We start from the raw sequence: 26,488 nt of genomic DNA, 5'->3' as shown, positions 1-26,488 counted from the left end.
TATGAACTCTAGCGTTCTCTCCACTCCCGCCCCGCAGCAGGCCAGCGGCCGCGGTGACTCCAGCATCGGCGGCTTGCTGCTGGAATCGGGCAAGATCTCGCCTGAAAACGCCGAGCGCGTCTTGCGCATGCAAAAGGAACTGGGCATTCGTTTCGGCGAAGCGGCCCAGCGCCTCGGCCTGATCACGGAAGCTGACATCCAGCAAGTGCTGGCGCGCCAGTTCGACTATCCCTACCTGCAAAAAGGCGAGTCCAACTACTCGCCGCTGCTGGTAGCAGCCTACGAGCCGTTCAGCGCCCAGGTGGAAACCCTGCGCGCCGTGCGTAGCCAGCTGATGCTGCGCTGGTTCGCCAGCCACAAGTCGCTGGCGATTGCCGGCATCAACAGCGGCGACGGCGTCAGCACCTTTGCCGCCAACCTGGCCATCGTGTTCTCCCAGCTCGGTGAAAACACCTTGCTGGTGGACGCCAACCTGCGCACGCCGTCGCAGCACGCCACCTTCAACAGCGGCGCGCGCCAGGGGCTGTCGGACGCGCTGGCCGGCCGCGCCGGCCTGGACGTGATCACCCGCATCCCGGCCTTCCTCTCGCTGTCGCTGCTGGCCGCCGGCACCTTGCCGCCGAATCCGCAGGAACTGCTGAGCCGCGCCTCGTTCCGCAACATGAGCACCGAGCTCGAGGCCCAGCACGACATCGTGCTGTACGACGTGCCGCCGTTCTCGGTCGGCGCCGATGCGCTGGCAATTGCCTCGCGCGTGGGCGGCGTGCTGCTGGTTGCGCGCAAGAATCACACCCTGGTCGCGGATATCAACGCCATGACCGAGCAACTGTCGCACAGCGGCGCCAAGGTAGTTGGCGCTGTCATGGTTGATTTCTGATGATGCCAGAAGCCCAACTGAATCAGGCGCCCGGGCGCGCCAACCAGTTACGCCCCCTGCTGCAGGAGTGGGGCGGGGCGCTGTTCGGCCTGTTGTTGCTGTTCATCCCGCTGCTGTACGACCTGCTGAACGGCATGTGGATGACCGAGGAACAGGCGCACGGGCCGATCATCCTGGCGCTGTCGCTGTGGCTGGTGTACCGCGGCTGGCCGCAAGTGCGCGCGCTGACCGACGACCAGCCAGGCACCAAGTGGGGCTGGCCGGTGTTTGCGCTGGGCGTGCTGTTCTACCTGTTCGGTCGCTCGCAGCACATCATGTCGTTTGCCATGATTTCCTTCATCCTGATCAGCGCCTCGGTGCTGCTGGTGCTGCGCGGCGGACGCGCGCTCAAGGTGCTGTGGTTCCCGTTCTTCTTCATGCTGTTCCTGATTCCGCTGCCGGGCGAGATCGTCAGCATGCTGACCCTGCCGATGAAGCTGGCCGTGTCCTATGTGACCGAAGCCTTGCTGTATGGGCTGGGCTACCCGATCGCCCGGACTGGCGTGATCCTGCAAATCGGCCAATACCAGTTGCTGGTGGCGGATGCCTGCGCCGGCCTGCAAACCCTGCTGACCCTGGAAGCGCTGGGCTTGCTGTACCTGAACGTGGCCCGCACCACCGTCGGCTTCCGCAATGTCGTGCTGGCGATCTTGATCATCCCGATCTCGTTTACCGCCAACGTGATCCGCGTGATCGTGCTGGTCTTGATTACCTATTATTTCGGCGACGCCGCCGGCCAAGGTTTCCTGCACGGCTTTGCCGGCATGGTGCTGTTCATTAGCGCCTTGCTGCTGATCGTCAGCCTCGACACTTTGCTGCTGTGGATGGCCAAGACGTGGTCGGCGCGCCGCGCCGCCAAGGAGGCAGCATGAACCGCACTGTAACCAACGTGGTGCTGGCAGGGGCCATGCTGGCCACTGCCGTCGGCACCCGCGCGCTGACGCCAACCGTCAACATGGCCGACCAAAAAGGCCATTTCGAACTGGAGAAACTGGTACCGGCCAGCTTTGCCGACTGGGAGATCGACGCTTCCGTTGTGCCGCTGAAAGTGGATCCAGAAACCCAGCGTCAGTTGAACCGCATCTACAACCAGACCCTGTCGCGCACCTACATCAACAAGCAGGGCGAGCGCGTGATGCTGTCGGTGGCCTATGGTGGCGACCAGAGCAACACCATGGCTGTGCACCGGCCCGAGGTGTGTTACGTCGCGCAGGGCTTCAACATGAATTACAACCGGCTCGACCAGCTATCTACCGCTTACGGCAGCTTGCCGGTGCGCCGCTTGGTGGCCACCCAGGGTAACCGCATCGAGCCGATTACCTACTGGATCACGGTCGGCGAGCACACGATTGACCCGGGCATGAGCCAGAAATGGCAACAGTTGCGCTATAGTCTGGCCGGACAAGTGCCTGACGGCATGCTGGTGCGGGTGTCCAGCATCGAGACCGACCGCGAGCGGGCATACGTCTTGCAACAGCGCTTCGTCAACGACATGCTGGCCAGCGTCAGCGAAAGCGGCCGCCAGCGCCTGATCGGCAACGGCGCGCCCTAAGAGGCGGAGGGAACCATGACGGTTCCTGCGCGCCGCCCGGCTGGCGCCGGCGGCGACCACACTTTTTACTGCGGAAATACAACTATGCTACTCATCGGACTGTTATGGCACTCGACCTCCTCGGATAACCTCGGGGTAGGCGCATTGACGGAATCGCAAATCGCCATCATCCGCCAGGCCGCCGCGCGCGCCGGGGTGGAGGTGAAGTTCCGCGTGTTCGGCACCACCGGCGGCATGGATTACTTTGCCGGCGACAACAACCTGGAGCGCGGCGCACCAATTTCGATCAAGCGCACCCTGGCCGGCATCTCGCCGTTCCCGTCGCAGATCGGCCAGTGCGACGTGGTGTTTGACATCGGTGAGGGCGACAGCTTTACCGATATCTACGGGCTGCCGCGCCTGCGCATGCAGGTGTTTGCCAAATCGGTGGCGCTGTTCAAGCGCCGTCCGCTGGTGCTGAGCCCGCAAACCATCGGCCCGTTCGAGCGTCCGGTCAGCCGCCTGATGGCGCACGCCGTGATGCGCCGCTGCAGCCGCGTGTTCGCGCGCGACGGCCTGTCGTTCGGCTACCTGGAACAGCACGGCCTGACCGCGCGCGCCGATCAAGTGGTGGACGTGGCGTTCCGCCTGCCGTTCCAGCGCCCCGAGCGCACTGCCGGCGAGCGCCTGCAGGTCGGCATCAACGTGTCGGGCCTGCTGTACAACGGCGGTTACACCGGCGCCAACGAGCTGGGCCTGAGCCTCGACTACACCGCCATGACGCGCCAGATGATCGAGCGCCTGCTGGCGCGCGGCGACTGCGACGTGTGGCTGGTGCCGCACGTGCTGGCGCACGACCTGCCGGTCGAGGACGACTATCTGGCCTCGGAGCGCCTGCAGCAAGATTACCCGCAGCTGCGCCTGGCGCCGCGCTTTGCCTCGCCGAGCGAGGCCAAGTCCTTCATCTCGGGCATGGATTTCTTCACCGGCGCCCGCATGCACGCCTGCATCGCCGCGTTCTCGAGTGGCGTGCCGGTGGTGCCGCTGGCCTACAGCCGCAAGTTCAACGGCCTGTTCGCCGCGCTGGAATACCCGCACTACGGCGATTGCAAGGCCGCCAGCGCCGAGCAAATCCTCGACAAGGTACTGGGCGGGCTGGAACTGCGCGCCGAGCTCAAAAAGGCAGTCGACCGCGGTAACGCGATCGCCGACACCAAGCTGCGCCGCTACGAAGACTTCGTCGAACAGACGCTGCGTGACTTGAGTGCGCAGAAACGCGTGGCCTAACTGTCGGGTATGTGATGAGTACCTATACTTTTTCCGCAACACGCAAGCGCGGCAAGCTGGCCGCGTTGGCGATCAGCGCCTTGGTGGTGCTGGGGATTTTGTTTGTCGCCTTTATCGTCGGTGCCCTGATCGGCCTTGATCCGGGCACGGCCGTGCGGCTGGTGGTCATCATGTCGATGCCGCTGGTACTGGCGCTGGTATGGGCCGCGCCCAAGAGCAGCGACGATCCGGCTGCCCGTCTCAACGTGCTGCTGGTGGGCGTGCTGTCGGCGGCCATGCTGTGGCCGAATTACGTGTCGTTCAGTACCGGCGGCTTGCCGGCGATGGAGCCGAAGCGTTTGCTGACCGTGCTGCTGCTGTTCTATTGGCTGTACAAAATGTTTACCTCGCCGGCGCTGTCGGCGCGTTTCTTCCGCCGCTGGCGCAGCGGCGGCTGGGCGCTGTACCTGCTGCTGGCCTTCCTCGGCTGGCGCTTGCTGAGCGGCTTTACCTCCGAGCAGCCGGTGTTCGCCGTGGTGCAGTTCTTCTGGAGCGTGTTCAACTTTCACGTGGTGTTTTTTGTCGCCATGTCCAGCCTGCGCGACCGCCGTGACGTCGCCTTCATCATGAAGCTGCTGGTGGGCGGCGCCGTCATCGTGGCCTTGCTGGGCGGCCTGGAGCGGATAATCGGCCACAACCTGTTTGCCAAGCTGGTGCCGGCTGACAGCGAGGTAGTGGCGCAGGCGCTGGCCGACAAGCTGCGCGACGGCGGCAACCGCGTGCAAGCGACCTTCGAGCACCCAATGGTGCTGGCGGAATTCCTGATGCTGACCTTGCCGATGGCGGTGTTCCTGCTATTCCACAGCAGCAAGCAGCGCTACAAGGTCGCTGGCGCGGCCTCGCTGGCGCTGATGATGGGCGGCATCGTGCTGTCCGGCACGCGCTCGGCGATTCTGGCCGGCGCCGCGGTGCTGGGCCTGACGCTGGTGCTGTACTTCTTTGAAAACCTGCGTGGACGCGGCGGCCTGACCCCGCGCGGCCTGATCTCGATGGTCGGCCTGATCGGCATCGTCACGGCGGCGCTGGCAATTCTGCCTTTCGTAACCGACCTGGTGCAGGGCCGTAATGCTTACGAGCGCGGCAGCAGTACCGCGCGCATCATGCAGTACCAGCTGGGGCTGCCGAAGATCGAGAAACAGCCGGTACTGGGCTACGGCGTCGGCATCGGCAATTCCCATGTCGGCTTCCGCACCAGTGCTACCCGCACCTCGGTCGACAGCTACTACCTGACCATCGCGCTCGACTCCGGCGTGCCGGGCGTGGTGCTGTTTATTGCCACCTTTATTGGCTTCATCGTCATGGGCTTGCGCCTGTCCTTTGTTGAGACAGATCCCGGGCCGCGCTTGATGGCGCGCATGCTGGCGGTGTCGCTGATCGGCGTGCTGGCCACGCGTGCCGTGCTGTCGATCGACTTCAATCTGGTGTTCGTGGCGCTGATCTGTGCGCTGCTGCTGGTGCTCAAGGAGCAGCGCGACAACGCCGCACAGGTGGCGCGATGAGTGCCAAGCCGGTGGCGGTGGTGCTGCTCAACTGGAACGGTTGGGCTGACACCATTGAGTGCCTTGAAACCCTGTTACGCAGCGATTACCCGGATTTCCGCGTCATCGTGTGCGACAACGCCTCCAGCGACGGTTCGCTCGACAAGATCGCCGCCTGGGCCGACGGCCAGCTGGAGGCCGGCGGCGCCGAAGGCTTCCAGCGCCTGCGCGCCTCGCCACTGGGCAAGCCGGTCGCCTATCAGCGGCTGAACGCAACGCAAGCGCTGCAAGCGTCGGCGCATGATGTGCCGCTGACGCTGATCGACACCGGCGGCAACCTCGGCTTCGCTGGCGGCAACAACGTCGGCCTGCGCCACGCCATGGCCAGCGGCCGCTACGCCTACTACTGGCTGCTCAACAACGATACCGTGATCGAGCCGGACGCCTTGCGCCGCCTGGTCGCGCGCATGGAAGCCGAGCCGCAAGCCGGCATCGGCGGCTCCACGCTGCGCCACTACTATGCATCGCAAGTGGTACAGGTGGCGGGCGGCAGCTCATACAATCCATGGCGCTGCCGCGCGGTGCCGCTGGCCGCCAACCAGCCGGCCGCCGAGCCGCTGGACGCCGCCGCCATCGAGCAGCGCATGGCCTACGTGGCCGGCGCCTCGATGATGGTCAGCGACGCCTTCCTGCGCGACATCGGCCTGATGGCGGAAGACTACTTCCTGTACTTCGAAGAATTCGATTGGGCCTGCCGCGCGGCCGGCCGCTACCGCCTGGTGTATGCGCCGGATAGCCTGGTGTACCACAAGGAAGGCGGCTCGATCGGCACCGGTGCGCGCGGCAAGCTGTCGGCTACCGCGCTGTACTACCTGCAGCACAACCGCCTCAAGTTCACGCGCCGCTTCTTCCCGGCGCGCCTGCCGCTACTGTACTTCAGCATGCTGCTGGAGCTGGGACGCGCTGCGCTGCGCCGCGACTTTTTCGAAATCAAGTGGTCGCTGGTGGCGCTGCTGGGCTTGCCGCCGCGTGGCCTCAGCAACCGCAAGCGACAGGCCTGACGGCATTTTTTAGACCGGAACCTTGCCCATGACGACAACTCCCCGCCGTATCCATGTAGTGTCTTTCAGTGGCACCAGCGGTTTGGCCGATTATGCAGTCTCGCTGTGCCGCGAGTTGAGCAAGCTGGCCGAGACCACCCTGGTCACCGCCGATAGCTACGACCCGGCGCGCTACCAGGTGGACTTCCAGCACGCCCACCTGTTCCGCCGCACCCGCCAGTACCCGCTCGACATCCTGCGCTACGTGTTCTACACCCTGCGCACCCGGCCCGACATGGTGTTGTGGCAGTCGTGGCTCAAATTCCCGCTGCTGGAAGGCTTCATCGTCATGCTGTTCCGCCTGTTTGGCATCCGCATGGCGCTGACCGTGCACGACTTGCTGCCCCACCATCCCAAGCCGTGGAGCCGCGCCTTGTGCGCATGGTTCTACCGCCGCTTCGACAAGCTGGTGGCGCACTCCGAGCGCACCGTGCAAGGCTTGCAGGAGATGGGCGTGCGCACCAAGCCGCTGCTGGTGCCGCACGGGATTTACGACATCTTCCGCCTCGGCGAATTGAGCCGCGAGCAAGCGCTGGCGCAATTGCCGGGCGTGTCGCCGGATGACTTCGTGGTGCTGTTCTTCGGCCACCTTGACGTGCGCAAGGGCATCCTCGAATTCCTGCGTACCAGCGCCATGCTGCGCGACCAGCCGCACATCAAGTTCGTGGTGGCCGGTGGCCGTGGCAGCGGCTTGCCGGCCGCCGCCGCAGCGGAACTCGATCAATACAAGGACGCACCGAACGTTGTCATGCACGACCACGTGATCCCGTTCGAGAAAGTGCAGCACTACTTCACCGCAGCCCACGTGGTGGCGCTGCCTTACCTTGAAGGCACCACCAGCGGCGTGATCAAGCTGGCCATGGCCTTCGACAAACCGTTCATTGCCACCGACATCGGCGACTTTGGCGAAACCCTGCGCGACTGGTCTGGCCTGCTGACCGCCGGCAAGGCCCCGGCCGCCGAGCTGGCCGAGGCCATCGTCCAGCTGCGCGCCAACTACGCCAGCTATGCCGCCGAACTGAGCGAGAAAAGCGCCAAGTACCAGTGGCCGCACATCGCCCGCCAGCACGCGCAATACCTGTCGCTGTCCTGATGGCGGTTCATTTTTGATTTGATTTTGAGGAGTGTGTTTTGGCATCTATCGCGGTGGTGGTTCCTGAATTGTTGCCGGTGCCCCCGGTGCAGGGTGGGGCAGTGGAACATTGGGTGCAGGAGGCGTTCGGCCGCATGCAGGATGAGCACACCCGGGTGACCGTGATTTCGCGTCCGGCCGGCGCGGAAAGCAATAGCGCCAGCCCGATGGCCCACGTCGGCATTCCATGGACCTCCACTGAGCGCTGGTTTGCCCGCATCAAGGAGCGCGTCACCTGGCGCAATCCCTTGCGCTACCTGGCCAAGATCCAGAACGTGTGGTCTTACGGCCGCCGCGCCGGCGCTGCGTTGCGCGAGATGAATGTCGACATCATCAACATCCAGAACGAACCGAACCTGATGTTCTTCATCGAGAAGCGTCCGGGCCAAAAGCTGGTGCTGCACATGCATAACGAGCACCTCGGCATGCGCCTGCTGCGGCCGTTCTACCGGCGCGCGCTGGCGCGGGTCGATACCGTGATTTGCGTGAGCGACTACATCCGCCGCCAGGCGGTGCGCTTCTATCCTGAACACGCGCACAAATTTACCGTGCTGCTCAACTCGACCGAGCCGGCCGTGTTCCGCCCTTACGGCGACGAGGCCACCGACGCGCTGGCCAAGGTACTGCCGCTCGACCCGCAGCTGCGCTACCTGCTGTACGTTGGCCGCCTGACCGAGATCAAGGGCGTGCATGTGCTGATCGAGGCCTTCCGCAAGCTGCACGCGCGCCGTCCCGAAACGCGGCTGGTGATTGCCGGCTCGTCGTTCTTCGCCGGCGCGGCGACTACGCCTTACATTGAAAGCCTGGTGGCGATGGCGGCGCCGGTCAAGGACGCCATCATCTTCACCGGTTTCCTGCCGCACCACCAGCTCAAGTACCTGTATTCGGCCGCCGACGTGATCGTGGTGCCGTCGGTGTGGCAAGACCCTTGCCCGCTGGTGGTGCTGGAAGCGATGTCGTCCGGCACCTGCCTGGTGGCGACCGCTGTCGGCGGCGTGCCGGAACTGGTGACCGACGGCCAGACCGGCGTGCTGGTGCCGGCCGATGACGCCGCCGCCATTACCGCCGCGGTGGAAGGCTTGCTGGAACAGCCGGCCCGCATCGAACAAGTCGGCAACGCCGCGCGCCAGCGCGTGCTGGACGCCTTCACGTGGGAGCGCCTGGTCGCTGACCAGCATCGTATTTTTGGGAGCCGCGCATGATCGCGATTGTTTATCCGCAGTTTTACGGCGTCGGCGGTATCGCCCGCTACCTTGATTCCTACCTGTCGAACTTGCCGCCTGGCCAGCGCGTGCTGCTGATTACCGGCGACGAGCATCGCAGCGAGCGCAGCTATCCGGGCGTGGAAATCGTCCACATCCCGTTCTCGTCGAACCGCTTCAGCCTGATCGAGTGGAGCTTGAAAATGCGCCGCCTGCTGCGCAAGCTGTACGCCGAGGGCGCGATCACCGGCGTCAACTTCCACTTTCCGCCGCTGATTCCGGGCCTGTTCCTGCCGCCGGAAATTCCGGTGCTGCTGACCGCCCACACCACCTACCTCGGCATGTCGGGCCGCTACTACGACACGCCGCTGTTCCAAAGCCAGTGGGGCGCGCTGTCGCTGTGGATCAAGATGCGCATGGAGCATTACATCTTCCGCCGCGTGCGCAGCGTGATCACCTTGTCCGAGCAGGGCCGGCAGGAAGTGCTGCGCTACGGCTACAACGGCCCGATGGCGATTATTCCAAATGGCGTCGACCTTGAACGCTTTGTGCCGGAACCGGACGCGGTGCAGGATATCGACGTGCTGTTCTGCGGCCGTATCGAGCGCCGCAAGGGCAGCCGGCCGATGGTCGAGCTGTGCCAGCGCCTGGTGCGCGAGCAGCCCGGTATCCGCATCTGCATCGTTGGCTATGGCGACGACGACGAATACGTCAACGCCGAGCTCGGCAAACTGCCGAACATCACGCTGACCGGCAAGGTGCCATTTGCCGAGATGGCTGGCTACTACCGCCGCAGCAAGCTGTATGTGTCGACTTCGTACTACGAAGGCCTGCCGGGCACCTGCCTGGAGGCCATGGCGATGGGCTTGCCGGCCGTGGTGTTCGACTTCCTGTTTTACCGCGAACTGGTGCTGCAAGGCGAAACCGGCTGGCTGGTGCCGCCGAACGACCTGGCCGCGATGTCGGCCCAGATCCGCGATGCGCTGGCCGACCCGGCCCGTGCGCGCGCCATGGGACAAGCCGCGCGCGCGCGCCTGGCCACCGACTTTAGCTGGGCCAGCCTGGCGCGCCAAGTCAGCGCCCGCTTCAACATGGAGCCGGCTGCATGAAGGTGATGATTATCGGCATCCGTGGTTTTCCTAACGTGCAGGGCGGGGTGGAAACCCACGCCGAGCAACTGGGCACGGAACTGGTGAAACTGGGCTGCGAGGTGGAAGCAGTGGTGCGTTCGCCGTACCAGCCGGCGGCAGTGGGCGATAGCTGGAACGGCGTGCGCTTCAAGTCGCTGTGGAGCCCGCGCTCGCGCGGCCTGGAAGCCATCATCCACACCACGCTGGCGGTGCTGTATGCCGGCCTGCGCCGGCCCGACATCCTGCATATCCAGGCCATCGGCCCCGGCATCGTAACGCCGCTGGCGCGCTTGCTGGGCTTGAAGGTAGTGGCAACCCACCACGGCCCCGACTACGATCGCCAAAAATGGGGCCGCTTCGCGCGCACCGTGCTGCAACTGGGCGAGCGTTGGTCAATGCGCCATTCGCAGCAAGCGATTGTGATTTCCAGCGTGATCAAGGAACTGGTGCAGCGCAAGCATCGCGTCGAGCCGGCGCTGATTCCCAACGGTGTGCACCTGCCGAAGCTGCTGCCGGCCGGCGCCACACTGGAAAAATTCGGCTTGGAAGCAGGGCGCTATGTGTTGCTGGTTAGCCGCATCGTGCCGGAAAAGCGCCATCTCGATTTGATCCAGGCTTATGCGCAAGCCAGGCTGCCGGGCTGGAAACTGGTACTGGTTGGCGCTTCCGATCACCCGGATGCCTATACCCAGTCGGTGCTCGATGCGGCCGCCGCCCAGGCGGGGGTAGTGTGCACCGGCTTCCAGACCGGCGCCGCGCTGGCCGAGCTGTATGCCAATGCCGGCGTGTTCGTGCTGCCGTCCTCGCACGAGGGTTTGCCGATCGCGCTGCTGGAAGCGCTGAGCTACGGCCTGCCGGTGGTGGCCAGTGATATCCCGGCCAACATGGCTGTCAATTGCGATGACATTCGTTACTACCCGCTGGGCCAGGTGGCGCAGCTGGCCATGGCGCTGGAACAGGTAGCGGCCCAACCGTTGGACGCCGGCTACCGCGAGCGCCTGCGCGCCTTTGTCAGCGAGCGTTACAGTTGGCCGCAAATCGCGCGCGAGACCGCGGCGCTCTACCAGCGCGTATGCAAATAAAAAAGCCCGGTCAGTGACCGGGCTTTTTTCATGGGAAGAACCGCTTACTTCCAGGTCTTCATGGTGGTGTTCATTTCCTTCAGGCGATCCAGCTGGTACTTGCGGCTGTTGGTCGCGGTGACGCTGTACAAGCCTTCCTGTGCTGCCCAGTCAAACACCCACAGCGCCGACAGCGGCACGCGGTTGGCGATGATGCTGGCGGTTTGCTCGTAGAACTTGGCCTGCGCCACGGTTGGGGTCAGATCTTTGTCATTGGTGCCGAACTCGCCGAGGAAGAACGGACGCGGATCGAGCAGCTTGCCGGCGGCGTCCTTGGTACGGCTGCGTGCCACCGAGGCCGCGATGATGTTGTTGAAGGTGCCAGGCAGGCCAGCCGGGTTAGTGGCGTCCGGGCCGAAGGCGGCGAACTCACCGTACGGATACAGGTGCATGGAGACGGTGTCTGCGGTGCCGTTGTCGCGTGACAGGATCGTGCCGTACTGAGCAGGAGTGTCGATGGCCCAGCTGGTAGGCAGGTGGTAGGCGTTGTTGCGCGGGTGGTCATGCCCGCTGAACACCGGGTGAACCTTGTCGATGGCGCGCACGGTGGCGGTAAAGTCATTGAGCGCGTTGATGATGGTGTCGACGGTGATGTTGTCGGCGGCGGTACGCGCCGGGGCGGTCGCGGCTTTCGCCATCCACTGGTAGTTACCGATGGTAGCCGGGATGTCGATCAGCGCGTTGGATTCGTTTGAGAATTCCCAAGCCCACACTGCGGCGTTGTCCTTGTAGCGGGTGACGATATCGGTGGTGATCTTGCGCATCATCACGCGGGTCTTGCTGTTGGCGTCTCCCCATGCCGGCACGCGCTCGAGGTTCAGGTCAGTCCAAGCCGGGTAATTCCAGAACAAGTCCATGATGACGCCGACATTTTGCGCCGCGCATTCCTTGAGGAACTCGTCCATGCGGGTATAGTACAGCGCCGGGTTCGACAGGTAGTTTTTCTGAATATTATCAGGCCAGAAACCAATCGCGTTGATGCGAATGAACGGGATGTTGTAGGCTTTCAGCGTGGCCAGGCCGGCCTTCCACGTGACGTCGCGACCACCCGACTCCATGTAGCGCAGGAACGCGTCTTGATAGTTGACGCCGATGCCGTAGAAAGGTTGACCGTTCAGCAGGAACACGCCATTGCCGGCCCTGAAGTCGGCAGCCGAGGCCGAGGTGCTGACGGCAGCGCCGAGCAGCAGAGTAATTAGGAGTTTTTTAATCGTTTTCATAACTTTATCCGCCGCGATGAGTTGAGGACGCAAGCAACCGTAAGCAGGGGCAGGGTTCACGCGTCGAGAAGGGCTGGGGGCAATGATCCTCGCGGTTACAATCGGCGGGGCTCTGTGCTCGGGGTTTATTGTACGCGCAAACCTCTGTACGGCAATCAATTTTCCATAATTTTGTTGCCTGCATGATGCAACCGTGTACTTAATGTTATGTTTTTTAGGCACTTTTGTAAGTCCGCAAATGCCTATGAACGATACTAAATTTGTGAATATTATCGCAATAGTTCGTAGTAAAATGGCAGGCGGTGGCGGCTTGCCGCCGACGGCATTCAATGGAGAGGGTTTATGAAAATATTGGTTACTGGGGGGCTGGGTTACATCGGGTCGCACACGTGCGTGGAGTTGCTGGCGGCCGGGCATGAGGTGGTGGCCATCGACAACCTGGTCAATAGCAAAGCCAATGTGGCGCAGCGTATCGAAGCCATCAGTGGCAAGGCTTGCCATTTCCAAGAGATTGACGTGCGCGATGGCGCTGCGCTGCGTGCCCTGTTCGCCAGCCAGAAAATCGACGCTGTGGTGCACTTTGCCGGCCTGAAGGCGGTAGGTGAGTCCGTGCAGCAGCCGCTGCGCTACTATGATTACAACGTCCACGGCACCCAGGTGCTGCTGGAAGTGATGGCCGAAGCCGGTGTGAAGACGCTGGTATTCAGTTCCTCGGCCACCGTGTACGGCGATCCGCACGCTGTGCCTATCCTGGAGCATTTCCCGCTGCAAGCGACCAATCCTTACGGCCGCAGCAAGCTGATGATCGAGGAAATCCTGCGTGATGTGGCGATCGCCGACCCATCGTGGAAAATCGCGCTGCTGCGCTACTTCAACCCTGTGGGCGCGCATGAGAGCGGCCAGATAGGCGAAGATCCGAATGGCATTCCAAACAACCTGATGCCGTACATTGCCCAGGTGGCCGAGGGCCGGCGCGAGCAATTGTCGATCTTCGGCAACGACTACGCCACCCCGGACGGCACCGGCGTACGTGATTACATCCACGTGGTGGATCTGGCCATCGGCCACGTCAAGACCCTGCAAAAGCTGGCAGGCGCCAGCGGCGTGCTGACCTACAACCTCGGCACCGGCCGCGGGAGCAGCGTGTTGGAGATGGTGCATGCGTTCGAGCAGGCCAGCGGCCGCCGTATTCCGTACCAGTTCGCACCGCGCCGTGCCGGTGACATCGCCCAGTGCTACGCCGATGCCGCCTTGGCTGAGCGTGAGCTGGGCTGGCGTGCCGAGCGCGGCATCGAGCAGATGTGCGCGGACACGTGGCGCTGGCAGGCTCAGGCCGCATCCATTGCCTGACGCGTGATAAAAGCAAGGGGCCGCGATGCGGCCCCTTGCTCGATGCCGGCGGCTACGTCGCTTCGGGAGTAGCCGCATAATTTTTTCGTCGGGCCAAAAGGCGGCTGGAAAGCCAGCGTCGCACCGGGATGTCGTACACTTTTTCGACCGCTATCGACAGCGCGATCAACATCAGGGCAAACGCGATCCCGGAGAACGGCGCGTATTTCGCAAATACCGGCTGGAAGGCAACCGCGAACACATAGCCCAGCGGTACGTGCAGCACGTAAAGCGGATAACTGGCTGAGCCGAGTGCTTGCAGCACTGGATATTTTTTATCGCCGTCAGGCACTGCACCCCAATAAACACACAGCGGGAATAGTACAAAGATGGCGGCGATATCCACCAGCGGGCTCCATTTGCCGAACGTCGGCGAGCAGAAAATCGCGCACATCACGATGATGGAAAAAGTTGGCGGGAGTTTTTTGATGTGTTTCTCAAAAAATGCGAACTTCCGGTGCAGCAGCAGGCCAATGAAAATGCCCAGCATGGCGCGCGAAAAGCCCGCGCCCATTGACACCACGCCCCAGTTAAAACCGACGTCCAGATCATGATGGGCAAAGGCGCCGGCGCACACAATCACGCCAAAGCCAGCGATGCTCAGCAGCAGCAGGCGGCCGCGCAGGAGCGGTCTGATGAAAGCATAGATGGCGTTGGCGATGATTTCGTAAAACAAAGACCAGAACGGCCCGTTAATCACGAACAAACTGGCGTAGCCGCTCACTTTTATGGGAATGAGGAACAGGGCAAACAGCGCTACCAGTGAAAAGGTTTGCGGCGTAAGCGAGGGCCGGCCGGACTGCCATTGGTAAATAAAGATGCTGATGCTGACGATCAAGGAAAGGAAGAGCACCGGGTAAAGCCGGATCACCCTGACCTTCAGGAATTCCAGCGGTTGCAAGGATTTTTTCCGTAGCTTCTCATCGTAGGCCATGGAAATGACAAACCCGCTGAGGATGAAAAATATATCTACTGCCAGGTAGCTGCGAGGAAATGTAAAGTTCCAGAACGGCTCGGTATGCCGGACTAAAACAAAAAAGGCGGCGATGCCGCGCAAGCCATCAAGGTAGCTATATCGGTGTGGGGTCATGGATTTGGTCTGCGCCGTGGCAGGAGGTGGTCTACGCGGCCATTTTAACGAAAACATCATGCGCACGTAGCAATATTGTAAAAATATTGCGGCAACTGACAACGTTTCCGGCTAGATATGGCTGTAAATTATATTGCAGTGCGGAATGTCGTTGGTTGTCGGAAAAATAGCGAAAATGCTGTGGTAAGCTTGAGCTGATGTCGCATTGCAGCATCATATTTCCTCGCCGATACGATCTTGCATGTCACCACGCACGATTGTCGTGTCACAATTGGCGAGAATTTGGGAAATGTTGTAATATTGCCCACTAATGCTGCTGCATCTGCGATGCCAGAAACATGCTGCTGGTCGAGGTGGTGCCGACCATCCCAGTTGCGCCAAACGATAATTGCGACAGAGGAGTGACTAGGAATGAAAGCGATGATACTTGCTGCAGGCAAGGGAACCCGTGTGCGTCCGTTGACCTATGACTTGCCGAAGCCGATGATTCCCATCCTGGGCAAGCCGGTAATGGCCTATTTGATCGAGCACCTTGAGAAGTACGGCATCAAGGAAATCATGGTCAACGTCAGCTACCTGCACGAAAAAATCGAGGATTATTTCGGCGAGGGCCATCAGTACGGCGTCCAGATCGGCTACTCGTTCGAGGGCTATACCAACGACCAGGGCGAGGTCATCCCCCAGCCGCTGGGTTCGGCGGGCGGCATGAAGAAGATCCAGGAATTTGGCGGCTTCTTTGATGACACCACCATTGTGCTGTGCGGCGACGCGCTGATCGATCTCGACATCAAATCGGCCCTGTTCGAGCACAAGCGCAAGGGCGCGATGGCCTCGGTGGTGACCAAGGCAGTGCCGTGGGATAAGGTGTCGAGCTACGGCGTGGTGGTGACCGAGAAAGATGGCCGCATCAAGTCGTTCCAGGAAAAGCCGAGCCAGGCCGAAGCGCTGTCGAACTTCGCCAGCACCGGCATCTACATCTTCGAACCGGAAGTGCTGGATCTGATCCCGAGCAAGGAAACCTTTGACATCGGTTCCGACCTGTTCCCGCTGCTGGCCGAAAAAGGCATGCCGTTCTACGCCCAGACCCGCAGCTTCAACTGGATCGACATCGGCACCGTCAGCGATTACTGGGAAGTGTGCCAGAGCGTGCTGATGGGCGAGGTGGCCCACCTCGACATGCCGGGCATCCAGATCAACGACGGCCTGTGGGTCGGCCTCAACACCAGCATCGACTGGGAGGGCACCACCATTGAAGGCCCGGTCTACATCGGCTCCGGCACCCGCATCGAGAGCGGTGTGACCATCGTCGGCCCGACCTGGATCGGCAGCGGCAGCCATATTTGCAGCGGCGCCAGCCTGACCCGCAGCGTGCTGTTCGAGTACACCCGAGTGTTACCGAATGTTTCTCTGGACGAGATGATCGTGTTTAAGGAATATAGTGTCGACCGCGCCGGCGACATGAAGCACTTCTCGGAGTACGATCCAGATACCTGGGCCAATGCGCGCGACCGCCGCAACAAGCGGCGGCTCGACAAGAATAATATTGTTTCAATCCATAAGAGTGTGAGTCCATGAAAATTTATCCTGTCATCCTGTCCGGCGGCGCCGGCACCCGCCTGTGGCCATTGTCGCGCGCGGCGTTGCCCAAGCAATTGCTGCCGCTGGTTTCGGATCGCACCATGCTGCAGGAAACTGCCTTGCGCCTGCGCGAGCACCCGGCGCTGGCTGCGCCGCTGATCGTCTGCGGCAATGAACACCGCTTCCTGGTGGCCGAACAGCTGCGCGAAATCGATCTGGCGCCGCAAGGCATCATGCTGGAACCGCTGGCGCGCAACACCGCGCCGGCCGTGGCCGCCGCCGCGCTGTACTTGCAGGCGATTGACCCGGAAGCGCTGATGCTGGTGCTGCCGGCCGACCACGTGATCACCGACGTGGCCGCCTTCCATGCCGCCATCGACCAGGCTGCTGCCGTGGCGCAAGGCGGTGCGCTGGCCACCTTCGGCATCGTGCCGACCGCGCCGGAAACCGGCTACGGCTACATCCGCGCCGGCGCCGCGCTGGCACAGGCCGGCGCCTTTGCGGTGGATCGCTTTGTTGAAAAGCCAGACCGCGCCACCGCCGAAGGTTTCCTCGCGGCCGGCAATTACTTCTGGAACAGCGGCATGTTCCTGTTCCGCGCCGCCACTTATCTGAGCGAATTGCAGGAATTCCAGCCGGCCATGGCCAGCGCTTGCGCCGCCGCCGTGGCCCAAAGCTACCGCGACCTGGATTTCTGCCGCCTCGACGAAGCTGCGTTCGCAGCCTGCCCATCGGATTCGATCGACTACGCCGTGATGGAGCGCACCCGCCATGCGGCGGTGGTGCCGGCTTCGATCGGCTGGAGCGATGTCGGCTCGTGGTCGGCGCTGTGGGAAGTGCAGCAAGCCGACGAGCGTGGCAACGTCAGCCGTGGCGACGTATACCTCGATGATGTCAGCGGTTCGCTGGTGCGCGCCGAGAGCCGCATCGTGGCGGTGGTTGGCGTTAAAGACCTGGTGGTGGTGGAAACCGCCGACGCCGTGCTGGTCACGCACAAAGACCAAGTGCAGCGCGTGAAAAACATCGTCGAGCACTTGAAGACCGAACAGCGTACCGAACACCTGCACCACACCAAGGTGTACCGTCCGTGGGGCTGCTACGAGGGCATCGACCTCGGCGAGCGTTTCCAGGTCAAGCGCATCACCGTCAACCCGGGCGGCAAGCTGTCGCTGCAAATGCACCACCACCGTGCCGAGCACTGGATCGTGGTCAGCGGCACCGCCCGCGTGACCTGCGGCGACACCGTGACGCTGCTGACGGAAAACGAATCGACCTACATCCCGATCGGCATGAACCACCGCCTGGAAAACCCGGGCAAGTTGCCGCTGCACTTGATCGAAGTGCAGTCGGGCAGCTACCTCGGCGAGGACGATATCGTGCGTTTCGAGGACGTCTACCAGCGCAGCTAACAGCGGCCGTATGTTACAGTTCTGCAGCATGACTAACCTGTTTGTGATCGGAACCTGTAATTGCGAAAGATGATAGTGGGACTGGCACTGCTGGTCTGCGGCTTGGGCTTGGCCCAAGCCCAAGTGGCCGCTCCGGCGGTAGCCTTGAAGCCGGCGCAACTGGCGCTCGTCATCAACGATGACGAGCCCAACAGCGTAGAAATCGGCGAGTACTACCGCCAGCAGCGCAACGTGCCGGCCGAGAACGTGGTTCACGTGCGCATCCCCGACCGCCCGCGCAAGCTCGACGCCGAGCAATTCCGTCTACTCAAAGAGCAAATTGACGCCAAGCTCGGCCCGCACATCGAGGCCGTGCTGATGGTGTGGACTGCGCCTTACGCAGTTGAATGCAATTCCATCACCAGCGCCTACACGCTGGGCTTTGACAGCGCCGTGTGCGCCACGCCGTGCGGCCCGGCCAAGGTCAATCCCTACTTCAACACCACCACGCCGCATCCGCACGCCGAGCACGGCATGCGCCTGGCCATGCTGATGCCGACCGATTCGGTGGAGCAGGCCAAGGCCCTGATCGGGCGCGGCGTGGTCAGCGGCTTCAGCACGCCGGCGGCCAACGCGTGGTACTTGACCACCAGCGAGACCGCGCGCAACAGCCGCGCGCCGTTCTATCCGCGCGCCGCCGTGATCCCGACCCGCAAGCTGACCATCAGGCGCGCCAACGCCGACCTGATTGAAAACGAAAAAGACATCATGATTTACCAGACCGGCATGGCGCGCGTGGCCAAGCTGGAGACGCTGCAATTCCTGCCGGGCGCATTGGCCGACAGCCTGACTTCGTTTGGCGGTGATTTGCTGGGGAATACGCAGATGAGCAGCTTGCGCTGGCTGGAAGCGGGCGCCACTGCCAGCTACGGCACTGTGAGCGAGCCGTGCAACTACTGGCAGAAATTCCCGCAGCCGACAGTGCTGTTGTCGCACTATCTGCGCGGCGTGAGCGCGATTGAGGCTTACTGGCGCAGCGTGGCGTGGCCGGCGCAGGGGGTATTTATTGGCGAGCCGCTGGCGGCGCCGTATCGCCGCTGATTTTCTTAAGATGCTGGCGCCGGCGGTAGGCGCCGATGCCGGCTAGCAGTCCCAGGCCGGCCAGCAGCATGCCGGCCTCGCCTGGTTCCGGCACCGCCGGCAGGCTGGCGCCGTCCGCGCCTTGGCGCAGCAGCTGGCGGTGGCGTTCCTCGTCAGCGTACGGGGGATTGGCGTAGTCGAGCACGCTGCCCGGCGCGCCGCCTTGCGGCCAGTGGTTGCGGTCGCCGTAACCATGGCCGGCGGCGGTGATGGTGTCGACCGGCGGCGGCTCGGCGCTATCGAGAGCGCGCCGCGCGCCCAGCAATTCATCGAGCCGTTTGGTCGCTTCATCTTGCGGCCGCTCGTTTTCCTTCATCTCATACTCGTCATCCGCTTTTTCGGCATCGGTCAGCGCGCAGTGGCGGCGCCACGTTTGCTTGAGCTGTTCGCGCTGCTGCTCCGGCGTCTGCTGCGCGTTGGTCTTGACCAGGCACGGAGCCGCCGTGGCCGGCACAGCGTTGTCTGCGGACGCACTGGCGCCTGCCGTCAGCAGGGCGATGCACAACAGGGAGCGAAGGGTAGGCGAGCACATGGTAGTTATATGAGAGTAATTATTGTTTCATCATGGTAATTAGTATAGCACGTCTTTTATGAATTTCTAGCCGGACAACAAGCGTGGTTTTCTACCACCTTTTAGTCCGTTCGGACTAAATCTGTGTCATGAAGGCGTCAAGCCCAGTCAGTAATATGCAAATTGCAAGCTTCAAAAACAATTTGTTAATATTTCAGGACTGGCCATGAAAAAAATCTTCCCTCCGCCAGCGCGTACCGCGCTTGCCGTTGCACTGCTGGGCGCGCTCTCGGCGCCGGCCTTCGCCGCTTCCCCGTCGGTCGTCATCAGCCAGGTGTACGGCGGCGGCGGCAACGGCGGCGCCTCGTACAAGAACGACTTCATCGAGCTGTTCAATCGTGGCGCCACCACGGTCAGCCTCAATGGCTGGAGCGTGCAGTACGCGTCCGCCAGCGGCACCAGCTGGCAAGTCACCAACCTGACCAACGTGACCCTGAAACCGGGCCAGTACTACCTGGTGCAGGAGGGCGCGGGCACCGCGGCCGGCACCTTCTCGCCGCTGCCGGCCAACGACACCAGCGGCAGCATCGCGATGAGCGCCACCGCCGGCAAGGTCGCGCTGGTCAATAGCACCACCGCGCTGTCCGGCGCCGGCACCATGGGCGGCAGCGTGGTCGACTTCATCGGCTTTGGCGGCGCCAACGTGGCCGAGGGCACGGCCACCGCCGTCCTGAGCAACGCCAACGCCGCCCTGCGCGGCAACGGTGGTTGCACCGACACCGACAACAACAGCAGCGACTTCAGCATCGGCGCGCCGACCCCGCGCAACAGCGCCAGTCCGCTGAACGTGTGCGGCGGGGTGCAGCAGCCGCCTATCGTCGCCACCTGCCCGGCCAACGTGGCGCTGGCCTTTGGCGTGGGCGGCACCGCCGACCTGAGCGCGACCGACAGCGATGGCATCGTCAACAGCGCCCGCATCACCTCGGCCGCCGTGGCAGGCATCAGCCTGGTCAACTTCAGCGCTGCGGGCGAAGCCGGCGGCGTGGCCACGGCCAGCCTGAGCGTGGCGCCGGGCGTGCCGGCAGCGAGCTACCCGGTCGCCATCAAGTTCGGCAACGACCAGTCGCAAGAAGCCAGCTGCACCATCAACGTGACCGTGGCCACGCCGGCCGCCGTCACCCACACCATCCCGCAAATCCAGGGCGAGGGCGATACCAGCCCGTACGCCAACACCATCCAGACCACCGAGGGCGTGGTGACCGCCAAGGTCGCCTCTGGCTTCTTCATCCAGGATGAAAACGGCGACAGCAATCCGCTGACCTCGGACGGCATCTTCGTCTACACCACCGCCGCCAACATCGGCACGGTGCAGATCGGCGACCGCGTGCGCGTGACCGCCGGCGTGACCGAATACACCCCGGCCACCGCCACCCGTTCCTACACCGAGCTGCAAAACGTCACTGCAATTGCCAAGCTGGCCGGCGGCATTGCCGTCACCCCGACCAACATCCAGCTGCCGCACGCCAATCTTGGCCAGGTCGAAGGCATGCTGGTGCGCTTCAGCAGCCCGCTGACCGTGTCGCAGCTGGAGTTCCTCGGCACGCGCGGCGAGATCACGCTGTCGTCGGGCCGCCTGGAGATCGCCTCCAACCGCTACCGCCCGGGCACGGCAGACGCCGTGGCGCATGCCGCAGCCAACCAGCTCAATCAGATCGTTCTGGACGACGGCATCTTTGTCACGCCGACCACCATTCCTTACCTCGGTGAAGACGGCTCGCTGCGCGCTGGCGACAGCGTCTCCAACCTGACCGGCGTGATCGACTTTGGCGCCAAGGGCGGTGGCGGCGCTGGGTTCAAATTGCAGCCGACCGAAGCGCCGTCGTTCTCGCACGACAACCCGCGCGCCGACGTACCGGCGCTGGTGGCAGGCAACATCAAAGTCGCCAGCGCCAACGTGCTGAACTACTTCACTACCTTCACCAACGGTGGCAACGACAAGGGCGAGTCCGGCAAGGGCTGCCTGGTGGATGGCAAGACGCTTGCTTCCAACTGCCGCGGCGCCGACAATATGAACGAGTTCAACCGCCAGACCGCCAAGATCGTCGGCGAGCTGAAGGCCATCAACGCCGACGTCTTCGGCCTGATGGAAATCCAGAACGATGGCGACTACACCGTAGGCCGCCTGGTTGCCTCGCTCAACGAAGCGATCTTGCCGGGCACCGGCTTCAAAACCTATGCCGTGGCGCCGCTGCCACCGGCCACCGGCACCGACGCGATCCGCGTGGCCATGATCTACAAGCCATCGGCAGTGACCGTGGCGGGCCCGGCCATGTCCGATAGCGACGCCATCAACAACCGTCCGCCGATGGCGCAGACCTTCGTCGCCAACAACGGCGCCAAGTTCTCGGTGGTGGTCAACCACTTGAAATCGAAGGGCAGCTGCCCGGCCAGCGGCCCGAACGCCGATCAAGGCGATAGCCAAAGCTGCTGGAACGCGCAGCGCATTCAGCAAGCCCAGCGCCTGGTGAACGTGTTCGTGCCGCAAGTGGTGGCCGCCGCCGGCGACGCCAAGGTGCTGCTGATCGGCGATTTCAACGCCTACGGTCAGGAAGACCCGATCGCCGCCATCACCGCCACCGGTTACGTCAACCAGCTGGAGCGCTTCGTGCGCGGCAGCGGCAACATGCCGTACTCCTTCGTCTTCAACGGCGAAGCGGGCTACCTCGACCACGCACTGGCCAGCGCCGCGCTGAGCCCGCAAGTGGTGGATGCCGCCGAGTGGCATAACAACGCCGACGAACCAACCGTGCTGGACTACAACACCGACGGCAAGCCGCAGGACAAGTACACCAGCGCACCGTACCGCGCCTCCGACCACGATCCGGTCGTGATCAGCCTGAACCTGCAAGCGCCGTACACCGACGTCAGCAGCAGCGTCAAGGTGGTCAACTCCGGCCTGGCCTACGCCCGCCTGACCGGCCAGTGGACTGGCACGCTGAGCATCACCAATACCAGCGGCGCAGCGCTGACCGGCCCACTGCAGATTGCACTGTCCGGCCTGCCGAGCGGCGTGAACCTGGTCAACGCCAGCGGCAAGCGTAGCGGCGTGCCGTACATCACGGCCAACACCAGCAGCCTGGCTGCCGGCGCCACGCTGACCGTACCAGTCACCTTCACCAAGACCGGCACTGCGGCGATCAGCTACACCACCCAAGTTTATAGCGGCACTTTCTAAGGAATGACGAACATGTTTAACACCTCCATCACTTTGCGCCGCAGCTTGCTGGCGCTGGCCCTGAGCGCCGCCGCCAGCCTCGCTTCCGCCGCCACGTACCACGTCGAGTTCGACACGTCGAGTTTCACCGGCGACGGCTGGATCGACCTGCAATTCAACCCAGGCAATGCCGGCACCGCGCTGGCTTCGGTCACGCTGACCGACTTCATCGGCTTTGGCGACAGCAGCACGGCCCAGACTGTAGGCAACGTGGCCGGCTCGCTGGCGACCGGCTATACCATCACCAACGACGACCCTGGCGGCTGGAATGACCTGTTCCACGCAGTCAGCTTCAGCGGCGGCAAGATCGGCTTCAACGTCAGCTTCAGCGGCGCAGCCGATCCCTTGCAAACCTCGGGCGGCTCGGTGTTCTCGGTCGCGCTGATGAACGCCGACTACAGCGCCTACCTCGGCACCAGCCTTGCCTCCGGCGAACTGGTACAGCTGAACTGGACGGCCGGCGTGACGGCAGGCGAGGGCGCTGTGGCGGCCACGCCACTGAGCAACAGCATTCCGACCCTGACCTCGCCAGTGCCGGAACCGTCGACCTGGGCCATGCTGGCAGGCGGCTTGGCCTTGCTGGGCCTGGCCCGGCGCCGTCAGCAGGCTTAAAGGTCAAACACCCGGCGGATTCAGATTTATATTTTTTAAATCTGAATCCGCCAAAGAAATCATATTAGTAAAGCCAGATTGCTTATTGCATAGTATTTCCTTTACAGGGAAACGCTATGCCAGCCGCTCACATCCTCATCATTGAAAGCACGCCCGCGATTCAAGAGCTGATTGCCCTCAACCTCGGCATGGCGGGCTACCAGGTCAGCCGCGCCGCCGATGCCGAGAGCGCCATGCTGATGCTGGAAGATCACCTCCCCGACCTGTTGCTGCTGGACTGGAATCTGCCGGGCCAGAGCGGCCTGTCGCTGGTGCGCCGCCTGCGCGCGCAATCGCGCACGCGCAGCCTGCCGATCATGATGGTGACCGCGCGCTGCGGCGAGCCCGACAAAATTATGGCGCTGGAAAGCGGCGCCGACGATTACATGACCAAACCTTTCAGCCCGCGCGAGATGGTGGCGCGCGTGCATTGCCTGCTGCGCCGCTGGTCGGCCGCAGTCATGGCCGACGCTCCGGTGCAACTGGCGGGCCTGCGGCTCGATCCCTGCACCCAGCGCGTGACCGCCGGCGCGCGCGAACTGGCGCTGGGCCGGGTCGAATTCAAGCTGCTGAATTTCCTGATGAGCCATCCCGAGCGCGTGCACACCCGCGCCCAGCTGCTCGATCAAGTGTGGGGCAGCGCCGCCTACCTCGATGAGCGCACCGTCGACACCCACGTCGGCCGCCTGCGCAGCGCACTGCAGCCGAGCGGCTACCAGCAGCGCATCGAAACCGTGCGCGGCAGCGGCTACCGCTTCGTGGCGGCACAAGCATGAGCATGGAACAGCTGGTCATCCTGAGCAAGCTGGAGCAAGAGTACCTGCTGCACGCAATTGAAGGCGCGCTGCCGGTGCAAGATGCGCGCCAGTTCTTCTTGTGGACGCAGGGGCCGTTGCAGGCGCTGCTGCCGCACCAGGTGATGGTGTGCCTGCAACTGGGCACGCAAGACGAACTGCAACACGTGGAGTGCCTGCACAGCACCGTGCTGGACGCCGACCTGCTGGGCCGCCTGGTTGATCGCGAAGATGGGCTGGCGCTGCGGCTGGCGCATCACTGCCGCCAGGTCGCCCGCTTGCCGGCGCTGCTGGATGCCGGCCCCGGCGCCGACCCACTGAAAGCAGGGCAGGGCTTGGCGGCCTTCCAGGGCGAGCTGCGTGAACTGGGACTGGAAAATATGCTGATGCACGGCAGCGAGCGCTTGCCGGGCGGCTCGACTTTCTTCGTGCTATTCGGCCTGCCGCACCGTCCGCGCCCGCGCCATGCCTACTTCTTCGAGCTACTTTTGCCGCACCTGCACATGAGCTTGCAACGGATCAACCGACAGCAAGCGCAAGCGCGCGCCGGCACCCTGGCGCGGCCGGTCAGCGCGCGCGAAGCCGAAATCCTGCACTGGGTGCGCGAAGGCAAGAGCAACGAGGAAATCGGCTTGATCCTGGGCATTTCTGGCCTGACGGTAAAGAATCACCTGCAACGGCTGTATCGGCTGCTTGGCGTTTCCAACCGTGCCCAAGCGATCGCGCGCGGCATGGCCCTCCACCTGTTCGACCGTCCGCCACAACCGCTGGCAAGGGCGGCTTGAGCACTGTTGTATGATGCGCCGCGGCAATCGTAATTTGCTAGATCATTAAGAGATAAATTGATATCATTAGTCACGTGGCAAAAATAATAACAGGTCAAATTTATTCGTTCGTCAACTCGGGACAGGTGGCGATCATCCACCCTTTCCGAGGACATCATGCTGAGAACCCTGCAAGCTGGGCGGGCTTTAGCCGCCATTAGTGTTGTTGCTTTTCACCTCTCCATTTACATGTTGTTGCCACGCTACGGCGGGGTGAGTCCTTTCATTGACTACACCAGCCGCGGTCACCTCGGCGTGGACTTCTTCTTCGTGCTGTCCGGCTTCATCATCCTGTTTGCCCACGAGCGCGATATCGGCAAGCCGGAAAAGTGGGGGCACTTTGCCTACCGTCGCTTTTCGCGCCTGTTCCCGGTCTACTGGCTGTACACGGGCGCCTTTGTGTTCTTGGTGATGATGGGCTTTGGGCAGGATTCCAACGTGCCGAAAAGCTTGGCCGACTGGCTGACCACGATCACCTTGGTGCGCGTCAATGCCTCGTCGCCGCCGCTGGCGCCGGCCTGGACGCTGTTCCATGAGTTGCAGTTTTACGCCGTGTTCTCGCTGCTGTTGCTCAACAAACGGCTCGGCATGATCGCCATGGCCGTGCTGGCTGTCGTTGCGATCGCCCTGTATCACTTCCCCGGCGAGCATGAGCGCACTGCGCTAAATGTCTACACCTCGGCATATTCGCTGTATTTCCTGCTCGGGATGGCGGCCTACTGGCGCTACAAGCAGCGCGGCAAGGGTGTGGTTGACTTCGCTGTTGGCCTCGCGTTGCTGGCCGTGGGCTTCTGGGTGGCCTTGCCTTACAGCCTGTCCGGCATTGTGATTGCCGCCGGCTTTGCCGCCCTTATTGCCGGCCTGACGCAGATGGAGGCGCACTACAAATTTGCCGTGCCCAAGGTTCTGGGCTTCCTCGGTGACGCCTCTTACTCCATCTATCTGACCCATCTCGCCACCATGGGCCTGTTCTTGAAAATCGCCCTCAAGACGCCGCTCTACACGCTGGCCGGCCCGGCGGTAACCTTCATTGCCGTGTTGGTGGCATCGCTAGCTGCCGGTGGCGCTGCGTACTACTTTGTCGAGCGTCCATTGCTGCGTTGGCTGCAATCGCGTTCGTGGAGCTTGCGCCTGTCGTTGCCGACGCGCACCGCTGGTGGTTGAGTGCAAGAAAAGATTGTCTGAGATGCAAACCGCATGGTAGCCTCTGACTTTAAGCCAGCTAGTTAATCGCAGAGGAGTTGCGTGGATGGAAGTGGTAATTAAAGGCGGCAAGACCGGCTTGCGCAAGGCGGCCGGTTTCACTTTGCTGGAACTGCTGGTGGTGATCGTCATCATCGGTTTGTTGGCTGCGTACGTGGGGCCGAAATACTTCGCCCAACTGGGCAAATCGGAAGTGACCATCGCCAAGGCGCAGATCGAAGCGTTTGAAAAAGCGCTCGACACTTTCCGCCTCGACGTCGGCCGCTATCCGACCACCGAAGAAGGCTTGAATGTGCTGGTGACCACCGCCCCTAGCGTGGGCGCCAAGTGGAACGGCCCTTACCTGAAGAAGGGCATCCCGCCCGATCCGTGGGGCCATCCGTACAAGTACAAGGGCCCGGAGGCCGGCGCTGAGTTCATCATCACCTCGGAAGGCCGCAACGGCCAGCCGGGCGGTGAGGGCGAAGACGCCGACATCACCTCGCGCTAA

General features: G+C 62.9%; 23 protein-coding genes. 20 read left to right on the top strand and 3 right to left on the bottom strand.

Features of this window, described 5'->3' with window-relative positions:
• The first annotated feature begins 1 nt into the window (after position 1).
• From epsG to GTP45_RS00365, 10 genes are all read left to right on the top strand, one after another.
• Complete coding sequence (gene epsG / locus GTP45_RS00410) at positions 2-877, top strand: chain length determinant protein tyrosine kinase EpsG (RefSeq protein WP_161011921.1); 876 nt, start codon at positions 2-4, stop codon at positions 875-877.
• Positions 877-1,788 carry an exosortase B gene (gene xrtB, locus GTP45_RS00405; protein WP_229258286.1) on the top strand — a complete coding sequence of 304 codons (912 nt, stop codon included), beginning with the start codon at positions 877-879 and terminating at the stop codon, positions 1,786-1,788. The genes epsG and xrtB overlap by 1 nt, the downstream gene beginning before the upstream one ends.
• Positions 1,785-2,468 carry an exosortase-associated protein EpsI, B-type gene (gene epsI / locus GTP45_RS00400; RefSeq protein WP_161011920.1) on the top strand — a complete coding sequence of 228 codons (684 nt, stop codon included), beginning with the start codon at positions 1,785-1,787 and terminating at the stop codon, positions 2,466-2,468. The genes xrtB and epsI overlap by 4 nt, the downstream gene beginning before the upstream one ends.
• Before the next feature lie 84 nt (positions 2,469-2,552).
• The gene (locus tag GTP45_RS00395; protein ID WP_161011919.1) at positions 2,553-3,734 is read left to right on the top strand and encodes a polysaccharide pyruvyl transferase family protein; all 1,182 of its coding nucleotides are present in this window, start codon (positions 2,553-2,555) and stop codon (positions 3,732-3,734) included.
• Positions 3,735-3,748: 14 nt separating this feature from the next.
• Positions 3,749-5,272: an O-antigen ligase family protein gene (locus GTP45_RS00390; RefSeq protein WP_161011918.1), complete on the top strand. Its 1,524-nt coding sequence runs from the start codon at positions 3,749-3,751 to the stop codon at positions 5,270-5,272.
• Positions 5,269-6,312 carry a glycosyltransferase family 2 protein gene (locus GTP45_RS00385; protein ID WP_161011917.1) on the top strand — a complete coding sequence of 348 codons (1,044 nt, stop codon included), beginning with the start codon at positions 5,269-5,271 and terminating at the stop codon, positions 6,310-6,312. The genes GTP45_RS00390 and GTP45_RS00385 overlap by 4 nt, the downstream gene beginning before the upstream one ends.
• A gap of 28 nt (positions 6,313-6,340) precedes the next feature.
• On the top strand, positions 6,341-7,444 hold the full coding sequence (locus tag GTP45_RS00380) for a glycosyltransferase family 4 protein (protein ID WP_161011916.1): 1,104 nt from the start codon (positions 6,341-6,343) through the stop codon (positions 7,442-7,444).
• Between the two features lie 38 nt (positions 7,445-7,482).
• A complete protein-coding gene (locus GTP45_RS00375; RefSeq protein ID WP_161011915.1) occupies positions 7,483-8,685 on the top strand; it encodes a glycosyltransferase family 4 protein in 1,203 nt (400 codons plus the stop codon).
• Entirely contained in the window at positions 8,682-9,794 is a 1,113-nt protein-coding gene (locus tag GTP45_RS00370) for a glycosyltransferase family 4 protein (protein ID WP_161011914.1), read from the top strand. Before GTP45_RS00375 ends, GTP45_RS00370 begins: the two co-directional genes overlap by 4 nt.
• Entirely contained in the window at positions 9,791-10,897 is a 1,107-nt protein-coding gene (locus GTP45_RS00365) for a glycosyltransferase family 4 protein (protein WP_217363280.1), read from the top strand. Before GTP45_RS00370 ends, GTP45_RS00365 begins: the two co-directional genes overlap by 4 nt.
• 44 nt (positions 10,898-10,941) lie before the next feature.
• Here GTP45_RS00365 and GTP45_RS00360 read toward each other — a convergent pair whose 3' ends face one another.
• Positions 10,942-12,156, bottom strand: a complete 1,215-nt coding sequence (locus GTP45_RS00360; RefSeq protein WP_161011913.1) for a glycoside hydrolase 5 family protein — start codon at positions 12,154-12,156, stop codon at positions 10,942-10,944.
• A gap of 342 nt (positions 12,157-12,498) precedes the next feature.
• Here GTP45_RS00360 and galE point away from each other — a divergent pair, with 342 nt between their 5' ends.
• The gene (galE, locus tag GTP45_RS00355) at positions 12,499-13,506 is read left to right on the top strand and encodes a UDP-glucose 4-epimerase GalE (RefSeq protein WP_161011912.1); all 1,008 of its coding nucleotides are present in this window, start codon (positions 12,499-12,501) and stop codon (positions 13,504-13,506) included.
• Between the two features lie 52 nt (positions 13,507-13,558).
• Here galE and GTP45_RS00350 read toward each other — a convergent pair whose 3' ends face one another.
• Positions 13,559-14,635, bottom strand: a complete 1,077-nt coding sequence (locus tag GTP45_RS00350) for an acyltransferase family protein (protein WP_161011911.1) — start codon at positions 14,633-14,635, stop codon at positions 13,559-13,561.
• A 411-nt stretch (positions 14,636-15,046) separates the two neighbouring features.
• On the opposite strand from GTP45_RS00350, the gene GTP45_RS00345 reads away from it, so the two are divergent.
• From GTP45_RS00345 to GTP45_RS00335, 3 genes are all read left to right on the top strand, one after another.
• Positions 15,047-16,210, top strand: coding sequence for a nucleotidyltransferase family protein (locus tag GTP45_RS00345; protein WP_161011910.1), 1,164 nt, complete (start codon positions 15,047-15,049; stop codon positions 16,208-16,210).
• Entirely contained in the window at positions 16,207-17,622 is a 1,416-nt protein-coding gene (locus GTP45_RS00340) for a mannose-1-phosphate guanylyltransferase/mannose-6-phosphate isomerase (protein ID WP_161011909.1), read from the top strand. Before GTP45_RS00345 ends, GTP45_RS00340 begins: the two co-directional genes overlap by 4 nt.
• A gap of 69 nt (positions 17,623-17,691) precedes the next feature.
• Positions 17,692-18,702, top strand: coding sequence for a TIGR03790 family protein (locus GTP45_RS00335; RefSeq protein WP_161012664.1), 1,011 nt, complete (start codon positions 17,692-17,694; stop codon positions 18,700-18,702).
• Here GTP45_RS00335 and GTP45_RS00330 read toward each other — a convergent pair.
• Positions 18,665-19,273 (bottom strand): hypothetical protein, encoded by a 609-nt coding sequence (locus GTP45_RS00330; protein WP_161011908.1) that lies wholly within the window; start codon positions 19,271-19,273, stop codon positions 18,665-18,667. The two genes, GTP45_RS00335 and GTP45_RS00330, sit on opposite strands and share 38 nt — an antisense overlap.
• Before the next feature lie 205 nt (positions 19,274-19,478).
• Here GTP45_RS00330 and GTP45_RS00325 point away from each other — a divergent pair, with 205 nt between their 5' ends.
• The 6 genes from GTP45_RS00325 (at position 19,479) to gspG (ending at position 26,488) form a co-directional block, all read left to right on the top strand.
• Positions 19,479-22,487: an ExeM/NucH family extracellular endonuclease gene (locus GTP45_RS00325; protein ID WP_161011907.1), complete on the top strand. Its 3,009-nt coding sequence runs from the start codon at positions 19,479-19,481 to the stop codon at positions 22,485-22,487.
• 12 nt (positions 22,488-22,499) lie between these two features.
• Entirely contained in the window at positions 22,500-23,138 is a 639-nt protein-coding gene (locus tag GTP45_RS00320) for an NF038129 family PEP-CTERM protein (RefSeq protein ID WP_161011906.1), read from the top strand.
• A 116-nt stretch (positions 23,139-23,254) separates the two neighbouring features.
• Positions 23,255-23,953 carry a response regulator gene (locus tag GTP45_RS00315; protein WP_161011905.1) on the top strand — a complete coding sequence of 233 codons (699 nt, stop codon included), beginning with the start codon at positions 23,255-23,257 and terminating at the stop codon, positions 23,951-23,953.
• A complete protein-coding gene (gene epsA / locus GTP45_RS00310) occupies positions 23,950-24,756 on the top strand; it encodes an XrtB/PEP-CTERM-associated transcriptional regulator EpsA (RefSeq protein ID WP_229258285.1) in 807 nt (268 codons plus the stop codon). Before GTP45_RS00315 ends, epsA begins: the two co-directional genes overlap by 4 nt.
• Positions 24,757-24,912: 156 nt before the next feature.
• Positions 24,913-25,959, top strand: coding sequence for an acyltransferase family protein (locus GTP45_RS00305; RefSeq protein WP_161011904.1), 1,047 nt, complete (start codon positions 24,913-24,915; stop codon positions 25,957-25,959).
• A gap of 85 nt (positions 25,960-26,044) precedes the next feature.
• Entirely contained in the window at positions 26,045-26,488 is a 444-nt protein-coding gene (gene gspG / locus GTP45_RS00300; RefSeq protein WP_161011903.1) for a type II secretion system major pseudopilin GspG, read from the top strand.

Origin of the sequence: Duganella rivi, assembly GCF_009857435.1 — a bacterium.
Taxonomy (GTDB): Bacteria; Pseudomonadota; Gammaproteobacteria; order Burkholderiales; family Burkholderiaceae_D; genus Rugamonas; species Rugamonas rivi.
The sequence above is the reverse complement of the archived record's forward strand: the minus strand, read 5'-3'. Positions and strand labels throughout refer to the sequence as shown.

What these genes read in the sequence shown, in the direction of transcription:
- GTP45_RS00365 (WP_217363280.1), top strand. Translation starts at nt 9,791, where the DNA reads ATGAAGGTGATGATTATCGGCATCCGTGGTTTTCCTAACGTGCAGGGC.
- GTP45_RS00370 (WP_161011914.1), top strand. Translation starts at nt 8,682, where the DNA reads ATGATCGCGATTGTTTATCCGCAGTTTTACGGCGTCGGCGGTATCGCC.
- GTP45_RS00330 (WP_161011908.1), bottom strand. Translation starts at nt 19,273, where the DNA reads ATGTGCTCGCCTACCCTTCGCTCCCTGTTGTGCATCGCCCTGCTGACG.
- GTP45_RS00380 (WP_161011916.1), top strand. Translation starts at nt 6,341, where the DNA reads ATGACGACAACTCCCCGCCGTATCCATGTAGTGTCTTTCAGTGGCACC.
- GTP45_RS00335 (WP_161012664.1), top strand. Translation starts at nt 17,692, where the DNA reads ATGATAGTGGGACTGGCACTGCTGGTCTGCGGCTTGGGCTTGGCCCAA.
- epsA (WP_229258285.1), top strand. Translation starts at nt 23,950, where the DNA reads ATGAGCATGGAACAGCTGGTCATCCTGAGCAAGCTGGAGCAAGAGTAC.
- GTP45_RS00395 (WP_161011919.1), top strand. Translation starts at nt 2,553, where the DNA reads ATGCTACTCATCGGACTGTTATGGCACTCGACCTCCTCGGATAACCTC.
- GTP45_RS00350 (WP_161011911.1), bottom strand. Translation starts at nt 14,635, where the DNA reads ATGACCCCACACCGATATAGCTACCTTGATGGCTTGCGCGGCATCGCC.
- GTP45_RS00340 (WP_161011909.1), top strand. Translation starts at nt 16,207, where the DNA reads ATGAAAATTTATCCTGTCATCCTGTCCGGCGGCGCCGGCACCCGCCTG.
- GTP45_RS00360 (WP_161011913.1), bottom strand. Translation starts at nt 12,156, where the DNA reads ATGAAAACGATTAAAAAACTCCTAATTACTCTGCTGCTCGGCGCTGCC.
- epsG (WP_161011921.1), top strand. Translation starts at nt 2, where the DNA reads ATGAACTCTAGCGTTCTCTCCACTCCCGCCCCGCAGCAGGCCAGCGGC.
- GTP45_RS00320 (WP_161011906.1), top strand. Translation starts at nt 22,500, where the DNA reads ATGTTTAACACCTCCATCACTTTGCGCCGCAGCTTGCTGGCGCTGGCC.
- xrtB (WP_229258286.1), top strand. Translation starts at nt 877, where the DNA reads ATGATGCCAGAAGCCCAACTGAATCAGGCGCCCGGGCGCGCCAACCAG.
- GTP45_RS00390 (WP_161011918.1), top strand. Translation starts at nt 3,749, where the DNA reads ATGAGTACCTATACTTTTTCCGCAACACGCAAGCGCGGCAAGCTGGCC.
- GTP45_RS00305 (WP_161011904.1), top strand. Translation starts at nt 24,913, where the DNA reads ATGCTGAGAACCCTGCAAGCTGGGCGGGCTTTAGCCGCCATTAGTGTT.
- gspG (WP_161011903.1), top strand. Translation starts at nt 26,045, where the DNA reads ATGGAAGTGGTAATTAAAGGCGGCAAGACCGGCTTGCGCAAGGCGGCC.
- GTP45_RS00345 (WP_161011910.1), top strand. Translation starts at nt 15,047, where the DNA reads ATGAAAGCGATGATACTTGCTGCAGGCAAGGGAACCCGTGTGCGTCCG.
- GTP45_RS00325 (WP_161011907.1), top strand. Translation starts at nt 19,479, where the DNA reads ATGAAAAAAATCTTCCCTCCGCCAGCGCGTACCGCGCTTGCCGTTGCA.
- galE (WP_161011912.1), top strand. Translation starts at nt 12,499, where the DNA reads ATGAAAATATTGGTTACTGGGGGGCTGGGTTACATCGGGTCGCACACG.
- GTP45_RS00315 (WP_161011905.1), top strand. Translation starts at nt 23,255, where the DNA reads ATGCCAGCCGCTCACATCCTCATCATTGAAAGCACGCCCGCGATTCAA.
- epsI (WP_161011920.1), top strand. Translation starts at nt 1,785, where the DNA reads ATGAACCGCACTGTAACCAACGTGGTGCTGGCAGGGGCCATGCTGGCC.
- GTP45_RS00385 (WP_161011917.1), top strand. Translation starts at nt 5,269, where the DNA reads ATGAGTGCCAAGCCGGTGGCGGTGGTGCTGCTCAACTGGAACGGTTGG.